This window comes from Kosakonia sp. ML.JS2a, from assembly GCF_025642095.1.
Lineage (GTDB): Bacteria > Pseudomonadota > Gammaproteobacteria > Enterobacterales > Enterobacteriaceae.
In genome coordinates this window covers 2,847,791-2,860,443 of the sequence record NZ_CP106754.1, presented here as the reverse complement: position 1 = coordinate 2,860,443, position 12,653 = coordinate 2,847,791, and the positions used below count along the sequence as shown (strand labels likewise).

Annotated in this window: 10 protein-coding genes; 7 read left to right on the top strand and 3 right to left on the bottom strand. The window is 54.7% G+C overall.

The genetic code is table 11. The features are described 5' to 3' along the window. Positions 1–18: 18 nt before the first annotated feature. Genes N7922_RS13505 through N7922_RS13495 form a run of 3 tightly spaced genes read right to left on the bottom strand, consistent with a single transcriptional unit; the run spans position 19 to position 4,812 of the window. Positions 19–1,455: a hypothetical protein gene (locus N7922_RS13505; protein WP_263096768.1), complete on the bottom strand. Its 1,437-nt coding sequence runs from the start codon at positions 1,453–1,455 to the stop codon at positions 19–21. Positions 1,456–1,457: 2 nt separating this feature from the next. Next, a complete protein-coding gene (locus N7922_RS13500; RefSeq protein WP_263096767.1) occupies positions 1,458–3,209 on the bottom strand; it encodes a hypothetical protein in 1,752 nt (583 codons plus the stop codon). Between the two features lie 4 nt (positions 3,210–3,213). Then, positions 3,214–4,812, bottom strand: coding sequence for a hypothetical protein (locus N7922_RS13495; RefSeq protein WP_263096766.1), 1,599 nt, complete (start codon positions 4,810–4,812; stop codon positions 3,214–3,216). 832 nt (positions 4,813–5,644) lie between these two features. Here N7922_RS13495 and N7922_RS13490 point away from each other — a divergent pair. The 7 genes from N7922_RS13490 (at position 5,645) to mdtI (ending at position 12,570) form a co-directional block, all read left to right on the top strand. Continuing rightward, entirely contained in the window at positions 5,645–7,252 is a 1,608-nt protein-coding gene (locus tag N7922_RS13490) for an ABC transporter substrate-binding protein (RefSeq protein WP_263096765.1), read from the top strand. After that, positions 7,230–8,192: an ABC transporter permease gene (locus tag N7922_RS13485; RefSeq protein WP_263096764.1), complete on the top strand. Its 963-nt coding sequence runs from the start codon at positions 7,230–7,232 to the stop codon at positions 8,190–8,192. Before N7922_RS13490 ends, N7922_RS13485 begins: the two co-directional genes overlap by 23 nt. Beyond that, the gene (locus tag N7922_RS13480; RefSeq protein ID WP_263096763.1) at positions 8,185–9,048 is read left to right on the top strand and encodes an ABC transporter permease; all 864 of its coding nucleotides are present in this window, start codon (positions 8,185–8,187) and stop codon (positions 9,046–9,048) included. Before N7922_RS13485 ends, N7922_RS13480 begins: the two co-directional genes overlap by 8 nt. Then, a complete protein-coding gene (locus N7922_RS13475) occupies positions 9,045–10,631 on the top strand; it encodes an ATP-binding cassette domain-containing protein (protein WP_263096762.1) in 1,587 nt (528 codons plus the stop codon). The genes N7922_RS13480 and N7922_RS13475 overlap by 4 nt, the downstream gene beginning before the upstream one ends. Then, complete coding sequence (locus tag N7922_RS13470; RefSeq protein WP_317633839.1) at positions 10,600–11,526, top strand: AI-2E family transporter; 927 nt, start codon at positions 10,600–10,602, stop codon at positions 11,524–11,526. Before N7922_RS13475 ends, N7922_RS13470 begins: the two co-directional genes overlap by 32 nt. 371 nt (positions 11,527–11,897) lie before the next feature. Beyond that, positions 11,898–12,254: a multidrug/spermidine efflux SMR transporter subunit MdtJ gene (mdtJ, locus tag N7922_RS13465; RefSeq protein WP_263096761.1), complete on the top strand. Its 357-nt coding sequence runs from the start codon at positions 11,898–11,900 to the stop codon at positions 12,252–12,254. Next, entirely contained in the window at positions 12,241–12,570 is a 330-nt protein-coding gene (mdtI, locus tag N7922_RS13460; RefSeq protein ID WP_263096760.1) for a multidrug/spermidine efflux SMR transporter subunit MdtI, read from the top strand. Before mdtJ ends, mdtI begins: the two co-directional genes overlap by 14 nt. Positions 12,571–12,653 lie beyond the last annotated feature (83 nt).

The following is a 12,653-nucleotide window of genomic DNA, read 5'->3' as shown; positions in this document are numbered from 1 at the left end:
CGTTTCCTCTCAGTGATGTTACTTGATGTACTGCAACAGGATGGGGCTGACGGTGGACTGCTGTGGACCTGACTCGTACTTCTTCGACCAGTGTGACGCCGGTACGCCCTCCCAGCGGTATTCAATGCGCCCGTTCAGGTTTTCGGCATGGGTATTCAACAACCAGGTGCTTTGCCACTGGTTGCCGGAAAACTGAAAATTGGTGGAGACTTTTTTCAGCGAAGAGGTGGCGGGAACCCAGGTGGCGTTGCCGGAGATGCTGGCAAACACGGTTGCCAGATGGCTGGCGTCGAACACCACGGTATTCACGCCAATGTCGGCTGGCCACAGGGTAATGTCCTGTTGCCAGAACAGCGTTTTCGTGAAGGTGGAGTAGTCGGCGAAGGTGACCGTCAACGTTATGTCGCCGGGGGTACCCTCGTTCTCCAGCGTGACCGGAGGAAATGCGGGCCACTGCATGGCCTGCGTTTGACTGCCCCAGCGTAATTCGATGGCGGTTATTTTGTACTCACTCGCTTTAAAACCCAGTTGCACGGTGCAGCGATGGTGCTCAACGGGTTTATCCGGCCTTGAGGGTTCTGGCAGCGGCGATGGGCTGTAGGAGACGATCGAGTCAAAAGGCAACTGACTGAGCAGCGGCGCAAGATCCTGGTCGTACTCCAGCAAATAACGCTGCGGCACGCTGTGGCTGTAGGTGATGTTATAGGTGATGTGATCGGGTAACTGGCTAATGCTGGTGACGTTTTTTAAGGTGTTACCGGTCAGCAGCGCCGCGAGGTTCACCAGTTCGCTGCGCACCAGCGCCCGGGTTTCCACAGACGGTGAATTGACGTAGTGGTGGGTAAATGTGATCGCACCAACGTCAATTTGCTGATTAATCAGCGCAATCAGTTCCGGTTTCTGGCGGATGCCCTGCGTCACCGCCAGGCGTAAAAAGGCGAGCCAGTCTGCGTCAAGCGTGCCGTCCGCCTCGCAAATGACCAGAAACGTCGTGAGGGTGTTAAGAAACACCTGGTTTGCCGTTCCCTGAATCGCGCCCGCCAACTGGCTGCTTTCGGCATGGGTCAGCGCCAGTTTTGCGTCGCTGAATTCAAACCGTCTGGAGGTGCCGTCCGCGTTGTTAACAAACCGCAGGCCAATGGCGATCTGACTCTCGCACTGCATCAGTTGGACGTTCTGCAACCCTGGTGCGATATGCTGTTCGATCCATGCGACGATGGCCCCTCTGTCTGCGGGGAGTTGAGGTGAAATAAACGTGGCGAGGCCGCCGCCGGGGCTGGTTATCAGGTGCAGGGCGCTCACCGGCGTATTCTGCATATCCAGTACCAGATCCGGGGTAAAACGGCCATAGGTGTACACATCCGCCGGTTGGGTTTGATCGTGAAAAGCAAACGCACTCTCCAGCAGAAAAAAATCCTGCAATGTTTGCTCCGGGTTGAGGTATTCGGCTGTCATGGTTAGGCCTCTATATCGATCGTTTGATCGCCGCTGACGTAATCCGACCACTCGCCAGTACGTGTCCTGTAACGAAAACCCGCGGCGAATATTGATGTCACGGTCCAGCGATACTCAAAGGTGGGTTGCGAGTGGGTAAACGCATGTGCCTGCTCATCGTCCCGTCCCTGCGCCTGAAACAGCAGCTCTACGTAGGGCATCGTCGCCGGAAAGTGAACGGTTATCAGCGCTCGCTGTGCGCCAAACTGCGGGAAACACCAGGCGCCAATGGTGGTGCTTAACATCACGGGGGTCGGCAACGGGACGACGCCCGGCCCGGACACTTGCTCAGCGGTCAGCTCCGCGTGGTCCTCCTTGTCGAGTCGCGGATAGCTGAACCACTGCGCTTTCTCCGTTAACAGCAAGGGAACGTTCTTATCCTGACTGTGGAAGATGCCGCTTAACCGGCAGCTGGATGCAAAGCCGGGATCGATATTGATGGTTAAAAACGGGCAGGGCAGCGCGTTATAACCCAGCACCAGCGTGCTGCCAGTAAAGGGCGTGAGTTCGCCGATCAGAAACTGACGCCCGTGATCGGTTGACCAGGTAATACGCACCTGGTAGTGATAACTGTCTGCTCCGTCCGGGCTGTTGTTATAAAACTCACAGGCTAAATGGGTGGTTGTGGCCTGCAGCAGCAGCGTTTTTGTTTGCTCCGTGGGGTACAGCAGCCCCGGCGGGATCGTTATTTGCACATCAATATTGACGCGATCGCTCAATCCCGGTGGCCAGGTGTAGAACAGATCGAACATCAGTTTGCCGTCTGGCATCGGCAGCGGTTCGGGATAATGCAGAATGGCGTTGATGTCGACTTTGGCGATCTGCTGCGCGGCAGCAAACGGATCAAGGGTGAAACAGAGCGGGCGACGGGTCAGTTCCTCCCGGAACAGTTCAATGACATCGTGCCCGTCATTCGGCATGTTCAGGCCAATCCAGGTGGTGTTGCTATCAACAGGGCCGGACCAGGGTTGTCCGTAACGATTGTACAACCGGTCGAGCAACGCCTGGCTGAACAGGCGTATGAGCGCCGGATCCGTTGACGTGAACACCGGCGTGATGTTGAGCGGAAGTCGGGTGAGATGTTCAGCAAGATACCCGGCAAGTTGCAGGTAGTTAAAAACGACCAGATTGTCCGCCCGCCGCTGACTGCCCGGTACATTGTCGGCCAGCACGGTAATCAGCGTTTTCACATTCGTGTCGACGGTATAGTCCAGACGCGGGGAGACGCCGATAACGCCGCCATCCATCCGCGCACCAAAGCCGGCAATATCATCACGCAGGACTTTTTCAATCAACGCCGCACTATGGACATCCAGCAGCACAATAAACTGAATATCTTGTGCGGTGTACCAGGTCGGGTCATAGGGGGCGTCGGTTAGCGTAGAGGGATACGCAAGCGGCGCGCTGAAGCCCAGTTGATCGGGGGACACCGGCAGCACGCGGATGCTGGAGTCCGGGTGCTGGCGACTGAAGTTCACCAGCGTCTTTTGGTCGGCAAATTGCAACTGGCAGGTAAACGCCAGTTTGCCGTAGATCACCTGCAGGCTGTAGCTGCGGATAATATCCAGCGAAAACGCCAGCGGCGGCGGTTCCGTGGCAAGGATGGCGCTGCTCTGTGGGTAGAGATAGAACACCCCATCCTGCCGGTAAGCCGCGACGAAAAGGTGATCGTCGCTGGTGATGATCTGTTGGAAATCCGGATAGCCTTCGTACATGGCGCTATTTTCCCATTACCGTAATGTAGTTCTGGTAATCCTGACGCCACTCGTCGGGCAATTGATCCAGCACATTCACCGGGCGCTGGTTGTACTCTTCTTCGTACTGCCACTGCATCTGGCTGTCACCCACCAGTACACCGTTGGCGTACAGCGTGCTGCGTCCTTCCAGCCCATCGGCAAGGGGATCGTCGGTCGACAGATGCAGGTTATAAACGACCTGTTCATCCGTTGTTGTCTCAATGGCATCAATGGCGGATTCCCCTTCATGCGTTATCAGCCTGTGTTGCGACGTCAGTTCCTTTGCCAGCATGATGCCGCTGGTGGTGCAGATGGGGTGCCCGGCGCTGGTGGTCAGGCTTTGCGCGCCATGTTGAGAGGTAAAATGAATCACCCGACAATCGGATTCATTACCGCGAATGACATCTTCGACACGTAAATAACGCTGTTGCTGGGATAATACCCATTCGCCAGACACAATCGATTCAATATTTTTCTGGCTGCCATCCTGCATCGTAATGTGCGTACCTTTGGCCAGGCAGCCATAAACAATTTGCATTGGCTTTATGGTGAACGTATTAAGAAAACGCTGCTCGGGTAATACATTTTTGGGCGCATTGGTAATAAAGCTGGCGACGTTTTTCCCGCCAGCGGAAACCCCCATTTTGAAAATATAATAAACATTTTCACCAGATTGAAAATCAACCGTTTTAAACCTCAGCCAGTCAAGATCCCAGGAAATGCTATTGCCGTTGATTTGCGTTTTTGGACTGTTAAACACATTCACATCACTGAGCGGTGTAATGGGATCGCCGCCCGCGCGCGTGCGAATAAGGTAAATGGCGTTCCAGGCATTTACCGGACGCCCGCCGCTCATGTCAATATTATTTAAATAGGTAACCTGGCCTTTAATGGGGACACTGACCACGCCATTATAATCATGCCAGTAGTCGCAGTCGGTAGACTCGCGGGTTAAACAAATTTTAATCTGGCTATTATGTTTCAGGTCGGTGGGGGAGGTATTAATGATTTCTTTGGGATAACTTTGCGAGGCAATCACTTCTGCGCCAAACACCGTTTGCTGATTAATGGTCTGCGCAAAGGTATAAATTACGGCAACGTTTTCTGTGTTTTCCTGCGGAGAGCGGGAATAAACACCGTTAGCCTGAATATGGCAATCCGCCGCGTTAATATAGGACTTGGTGTAATTTACCGCCCCCACGCTGTTGGCATCGCTGTCAAACAGCCCCAACGTTTGCGTGACATTGGTCGCCTGGGTAGGCAGCGATCCCAGGGCATCGGCGGTGTAATTCCGGCCATCCAGGGAGTTGATATCCACAATGCTGTAAACCGGCACCGCGCCGTTGACGCTGGCTTGATCAAGGCTACCGGCGCTGCTTTTAAAGCGGGTAGCGTCGTTCCACTGGCGGCTGAATGCCGGGTAATTGTTTGGGGTGATGCCCGCCAGCGCCAGTTGAATTGCATAGAATCGCACCAGTAAGGGGTCATTGGCATCAATCGCGAATGTGCCTTTGTTGCCGTATTGTGCGATCACCTTTTTGACAACATCTTTGTCGTCATTGGAGTAGCTTAGTGTCGTCATACAATAATCCAGAAAAAGAGGAAAAAGTGATCCATTCCCGCCAGAGAATAGATTGTAATTATGTTTATGAATAACAGTTTGTTGCCGTGTCTATACGTGGTTAATACGTTTTTTGCATCAATGTATTATGGGCAGTTATTGCTCTTTGTTGAATCAATGTCGTCTTTTTACGGTGTGTCGAATAATACATTAAGCATGGCTTAAATTGTGCCGGGTAAAAACAGGCGAAACCCGTTGATTCCCCGTGCAGTAAGCCTGGGTTATTATTTCTTACGGTAATTGATTAATGTCTGTAATAACATATATTTTAGCGAGCATGGCGCTACCTCAACAATGGTATTAGGTCCGTGTCTTTGCGAAACAGTTTTGAGGTAACTACGTCATTAACAATATGCAGCAATATCAAAAAATACAACATTGAGAATAAAATAAAAATATTAACTATTTAAATCATGTGGTTAATGACTTTTTACGAAATTGTTATTAAGCAGTGTCAAAATATTTTAATTATTAAATAGTCTGCAAATAATGTTGTTGAAACATTGTTCTGGGTTAGATGGAGTATATATGATGTCTGATATAGTTGTTATTAATGTATACAATGCGAACAGACGCGAGTGATAGCGCATAATAAGAGAATAGATGCTGAGAATCAGGTATCGAGCAGACGAATCTGAAAGAAAACCGGTAAACAGCGCGCCTCAGTCGTGGTTTGTCGTGCTGATGAGCGCTAATTTCTGGCAAAGGATATACGTTTTACATCGTTTGCCGGTGGTTTTTTTCTTCCTAAGATGGCTTCGCGCCTTCACTACTCAAAAAGGAAGAAAAAGAGATGAAAAAACGTGTCGTTACCGCAGGCCGTATTGTCAGTTTGTCCCTTATTTCCGCTGTCATTCTGGCTGGTGTTGCCTTTCCGGGTTACGCCGAACCGCAGAAAGGCGGCGTGCTGCATGTGGCGCTGGGGAGCGATACGCCGATTATCGATCCGTCAATCACCGCCTATTCCGTCACCGCGCTGGTCACTCGCAACGTGGTGGATTCACTGGTGGGCCAGGCGGAAGATAACCGTTTTACACCGTGGCTTGCACAGCGCTGGGAAGTTAACGACAACAATACCGAATACACTTTTCATCTCCGCCAGGATGTCACCTTCAGTGATGGCACGAAATTGGATGCGGAAGCGGTAAAATACAACTTTGACCGTATTCTTGATCCGAAAACCACCTCCAGCTATTCCAAATCGTTGCTTGGCCCGGTGGCGTCGATTACCGCGCCGGATCCGTACACGGTAGTGATCCGTTATAAGTCCCCGTTTGCACCGTTGTTGCAGGGCTTAAGTTTGCCCTATTTAGGTATTCAGTCACCGACCTACCTGAAAAAGAGCGCCAACACCAGTAACACGGTGGTGGGGTCCGGGCCGTTTATTCTTGACTCCTTTGTGAAAGGCAGCGGCAGCCGTCTGAGCAAACGCGCGGATTATCACTGGGGGCCGGGCTATGCCAGTCATCAAGGGCCTGCCTGGCTCGACGGTATTGAGTTCAAGTATCTGCCGGAATCTGCGGTACGCCTGGGGGCGCTGAATAGCGGCCAGGTGCAGGTGATCGACGCCATTCCACCGGTGAACTACGCGCAGGTGAAAAATAACCCGAAACTGGACGTCATTACCCGGGAAAACCCCGGTGTACCGCGCGTCCTTTATCTGAATAGCGACACCGGCATCTTTAGCGATGTCAAGGTGCGCCAGGCGTTCCAGAGCGCTATCGATCGCGCATCCGTGGTGAAGGCGGCCTTTTTCGGCATTCTGAAGCCGGCGGACAATATCCTCGGGCCTGCGACGCTCGATTACGATCCGTCGATTGCCGGTAAGTGGGGGTTTGATCTGCAAAAAGCCAATCGCCTGCTGGATGAGGCAGGCTGGACGCAAAAAGATGGCGAAGGTTATCGGCTGAAAGAGGGCAAGCGTTTGTCGGTGCAGTTCAGCTACGCCTCCAGCGATGTGGAAGCGGCGGATGTGACGCTGTTCCAGGCGATTCAGTATCAGGTGAAGCAGGCCGGCTTTGAACTGAAACTCGATCCGCTGGATTCCGGCATCCTCAGCAGTCGCACGGCGGCGAATCACTATGACATTATCTCGAACTACTTTGTTCGTCCGGAGCCGGACATTCTGCGCACGGTGTTTCACTCCAACTACATTCCGCCAAAAGGGAACAACTTCAGCCGGATAAAAGCGCTGGACAGTCAACTGGAGACCGCCGTGGGTGCCAGCGACGCGGAGCGTAAACGCCTCTATTACGCCATCCAGCAGCAGATCATTGATCAGGCGTGGGCGGTGCCGATTTATATTCCGGCGTATCAGTTGGGTAAATCGAAACAGGTGCAGGGTATTAGCTGGGCCACTAACGCGAAGCCGAACTTCTATGATGTCTGGATCCAACGTTAAGCTGCGGGCCGCAGGCAAACGGCTGCTGACCATTTTCGCCGTGCTGTGGGGCGCGGCGACGCTGACCTTTATTGCCGTGAAGCTGATCCCCGGCGATCCGGTGGCGATTCTGATGGGCAGCGCCAACAGCGTTGTGGATGACAGTTTTCGCGAAACGCTGACCCGCCAGTTTGGTCTGGATAAGCCCCTCTGGTTGCAGTATCTGCGCTATTGCGGCGAGGCGCTGACCGGCAACCTCGGGCAGAGCTATCAGTACCGGTTACCGGTGGCGCTGGTGATTGGCGGAGCACTGAAAGAGACCGTTCCGTTGGCCGTGAGCGCGTTAACGCTGGCGCTGCTGTTGGCGGTGAGTAATGCGCTGCTGACCGCCGGGCGCAACCCGCGCCTGCGTAATCTGCTGGCCGGGCTGGAGCTGATGTTGCTCAGTACGCCGGTTTACTGGATCGGCATTGTGTTGTTAAGCCTCTTCAGCTTTAGCCTGCAATGGTTTCCGGTGACCGGCAATGACGGCTGGATGTCGCTGGTGTTGCCGGTCGTAACGCTCAGTTTGCCGCTGGCGGCGATGCTCAGCCAGGTGCTGCGCGATGGGCTGGAAGAGGCGCTTTCCCAGCCGTTTGCTGTCACGGTGCGTACGCGTGGCGTCAGTGAAACGCGCCTGCGACTGCGTCATGCGCTGCGCCATGCGTCACTGGCGGTATCGACCCTGACCGGCACGCTGTTGGCCAGCGTGCTGGGCGGCTCGATCCTGACGGAAACGGTTTTTGGTCGCGCAGGGCTGGGCCAGGTCACCCTCAGTGCGATTGAGAACCGCGATATGCCGCTGGTGCTGGGCGTGGTGATGTTCTCTGCGCTGCTGTTTGTGGTGATCAACCTGCTTATCGATGCGCTCTATCTGCTGATCGATCCGCGTCTGCGAACAAGGAGCCACGTCGATGAGTGATTTTCTGCTGGCGGCTTCCCGCCGCGTACGTGCGCGTTACCGCAACCCGTGGCTGACGCCGGGCACCCTCATTCCCTTATTGCTGGTACTGCTGCTGAGCGTGGCCGTGTGCTTTCCATCGCTGTTTACCCCTTACCGACCGGACGATATGGATCTGGGGGCGATTTTACAACCGCCGGGGCTGAAGCACTGGTTCGGTACCGATCAACTCGGGCGCGACGTCTTTGCTCGCGTGGTGTATGGCAGCGCGTTGTCGCTGGGTATTGGCGCGGGCGCAACGCTTATCGCCAGCACGGGAGGTATTCTTCTTGGCACCCTCGCCGGGTTGGCCCCTCGTGCGGTGCGCCAGACGCTGGTGCGGCTGCTGGATGTGCTGCTGGCATTCCCCGATCTGTTGCTGGCGCTGCTGGCGATCGCGGTGCTGGGACGCGGGCCGGAGAATACGTTACTGGCGGTCGGGCTGGCAGGCATTGCCGGTTATGCGCGGCTGGTGCGCGCGCAAGTGTTGCAGGTTAGGTTGTCCGGGTATGTGCAACATGCGGTTGCGCTGGGAGAGTCGCCGCTGACGATTATCCTGCGCCATATCATTCCCAATACGCTGCGCCCGTTACTGGTGCTGGCAACGGTAGGAATGGGTTACGCGGTGCTGTCCGCGTCGGCGTTGAGTTTCCTTGGACTGGGCGTTACGCCGCCCACGGCGGAGTGGGGGGCGCTGCTTTCCGAAGGGCGTAATTTCCTCGATAGCGCGCCGTGGGTCAGCCTGCTGCCCGCCAGCGTTGTCGCGCTCTCCGTGATCGCCATTACGCTGCTGGGGCGGCGTTTGCAAACCATTATGGCCAAAGGCGGTATCGAATGAATACAGAGATCCTGCAACAACCGCTACTGCGCGTGGCGCAGCTGAGCGTCAGTTTTCCTTCGCCGCAGGGCGTGGTGGAGGCCGTAAAATCACTTTCATTCAGCGTCAATCCTGGCGAAGTCGTGGCGCTGGTAGGCGAGTCCGGTTCGGGGAAATCGGTCACTGCCCGCACGCTGGTAGGACTGGCAGGCGTCGGTGCGGCGATCCGCGCCAGTGCCTTAACCCTGACAGGACGCGATGGCCAGGTGCAAGAACTGCTGAAGTGCGATACCCGACGCTGGCGGCAACTGCGTGGGCGGGAAATCGGTTTTGTTTTACAGGATGCGCTGACATCGCTCGATCCGTTACGTCGTATTGGCCAGGAAGTGGCGGAACCTCTGTTGACTCACGGGCTGGCGCGAAAAGCGGAGGTCAGTCAACAGGTGGCTGCGTTGTTGATTCAGGCGGGGATCCCCGACCCGCACAATCGCATGGCGCAGTACGCTCATGAGCTCTCCGGCGGCTTGCGGCAGCGTGCGTTAATTGCCTCTGCGCTGGCGGCCGGTCCGCGTTTGTTGATCGCCGATGAACCGACCACCGCGCTGGATGCCACCGTGCAAAAACAGGTGCTGAAAGTTTTCCGCGCGCTGGCGGATGCCGGGCATGGCGTGCTGTTGATCACCCACGACCTGTCGGTGGTTGCGGATATTGCCGATCGGGTGGTGGTGATGCAACAGGGAGAGGCGGTGGAAAGTGGCACGGTGCAGCAGGTGTTGCATGCGCCGCAACACCCCTATACCCAACGTTTGTTGGCGGCTATTCCGGGCGCGGGCACGCGTGGGCAGTGGTTGACCGGGAGCGATCCGTTGGCGCATACGCCGGTACGTGAGCATGTCGTGACCGGAAGTGCAACGCCCGTGCTGGCGGTGGATAACGTCTCACAGGCGTTTTCATTGCCGGATGGCGGCGTATTGCAGGCGGTGAATGACGTGTCATTGCAGGTGGCCTACGGCGAGACGTTGGGCATTGTTGGTGAATCCGGCTGCGGAAAAACCACGCTGGGTAAACTGATGCTGGCGCTGCAAACGCCACAGCAGGGCGAAATCCGTCTTGGCGGGCAGGCCTGGAGTACATTAACCGAACGTCAGCGGCGTCCGCTGCGTACACGCATTCAGACCATTGTGCAGGATCCGCTCGGCTCCTTTAATCCGCAATACACGGTGGCGCAGTTGCTGCAACAGCCGTTGCGGTTACATACCACGCTTTCTGCTCCGGCCCGTCTTGCCCGCATCGAGACCTTGCTGACGCTGGTGGGGTTAAGCCGTGATCTGCTGAGCCGACGCCCGACGACATTATCCGGTGGTCAGCGGCAACGCATTTCTATTGCGCAGGCGCTGGCCTGCGAGCCGGACATTCTGATCTGCGATGAGCCGGTCTCGGCACTGGATGTGACCACGCAGGCGCAGGTGTTGGATCTGCTGGTGGCGCTGCAAAATCGTCTGCGCGTGTCGATGGTGTTTATTTCGCATGATTTGGGCGGTGATTCTGGCATTGATTTTTTATCCGCTGCGCATGCGCTTATCGGTCCTCCTGAACGGGCGTAACGGCATCGCCTCGCTGATTACCGTGTTGCTGATTTGTGTGATTGTGTTTATTCCGATGATGATTGTGCTGTCGTCGCTGGCGGTCGAAATAAATAATCTGTATCAGCGCCTGCAAAATAACGCCACCGACCTGCCGCAATTATTAAGCAACGGCATTGCGCATCTGCCGGAATGGGCGAGAAATTATCTGCGGGAGAATGACTTTGATTCCGTGATGACCATCCGGGAAAAACTTTCCGGTGTTGCGCTGAGCGTGGGGCGTTACCTGGCCGGAAGCGCGGTGATCATTGGCAAAGGTACGCTGGGGATTACCATCAGTTTCTGCTTAATGGTCTATTTACTGTTCTTTTTATTGAAAGATGGTGCGCATCTGGTGCGTAAAATCTATGAAGCGATGCCGCTGTCGGCAAAAATTAAACGCCGTCTGTTTCTGAAATTTGCCGGTGTGGCGCGCGCTACCGTCAAAGGGACGCTGGTGGTGGCCATTGTCCAGGGGGCGCTGGGCGGCATGGGTTTCTGGTTCGCCGGCTTCAACGGCAGCCTGCTGTGGGCCGCGCTGATGGCGTTTTTGTCGCTGATCCCGGCGGTGGGAACCGCGATTGTCTGGATCCCGGCGGTGATTTTCCTCTACGCCACCGATGAACTTGCAACGGCAACAATGCTGACGCTCTATTTTGTGGTGGTGGTGGGGCTGGCCGATAATATTTTGCGTCCGCTGTTAGTGGGGAAAGATACCCGCATGCCGGATTATTTGATCCTGCTTACCACGCTGGGCGGCCTGCAATTCTTTGGCATTAATGGGTTCGTACTGGGGCCAATGATTGCCGCATTATTTATCAGCTCGTGGAATTTGTTGGCAGAAGCGCGGGCCAGCGCCATAAAAGAACAAGAGTAGCGGAAGACGCGCCGCTGTCTATCACGCGGCGCGTTGCTGTCGGCGTAAAGAAGTGCAAAGCTTTTGAGTAAATTCCTGGCCTGTGATAGAAATAAGCCGTGTTTAACGACCGGGGACATATTATTCCGCGACGATGAGAAGCAATTTGCGGATAATTGTAATGATATGGATATTCCATTCAGCATTTTCACGTCTGTTTTTTCTCTTCCCAATACCTGCTGCCCGCTATCGGGCGAACAATACTGGCGCTCGGCGCTCTAGTTTTCTCTCTGCCTGAACAGGCCGCTTGCGCGCGGCGGATATCTCTGTTGGTCCGGTTTGCCGTGGTTCGGTAAGCCGCAAAGGATTGTATTCTCAAGCAGGAGAAAAAAATGATTTATTGGATCTTATTAGCGCTGGCCATTGTCACGGAAATTACCGGCACATTGTTGATGAAATGGGCAAGTATAAGCGAGAGCCATAGCGGTTTTATTTTAATGCTGGTAATGATTGCGCTGTCGTATATTTTCTTGTCATTCGCGGTAAAAAAAATCGCTCTTGGTGTGGCGTATGCATTATGGGAAGGTATCGGCATAGTATTGATTACCGTGTTGAGCGTTTGCTTATTTGATGAACCGCTATCGACGCTAAAAGTGGCGGGGCTAACAACGCTGGTGCTGGGCATTGTGTTGATTAAATCAGGGACGCGCAAAGCCGTGCGCCAGGAGCGTAAACATGTCGCCGTTTGAATGGATCCATGGGGCATGGCTGGCCATTGCTATTGTGCTGGAGATTACGGCAAATATCTTTTTAAAATTGTCCGATGGTTTTCGCCGTAAAGCCTATGGCTGCGGATCGTTGCTGGCGGTGCTGGCGGCGTTTAGCGCGCTGTCGCAAGCGGTAAAAGGCATTGATCTTTCTGTCGCTTACGCCCTGTGGGGCGGCTTCGGCGTTGTCGCCACGCTGGCGGCGGGCTGGATACTTTTTGGGCAGCGTCTGAACGATAAAGGCTGGTTGGGGTTGATATTATTAATCGTCGGGATGACACTGATTAAACTGGCCTGATGTGATCGCTGCCCGTTATTGCGGGCAGCGAAATTCGTCGGCTGTATTACGCTTAGATTACCGTGACGCACTGCGGCTACTTT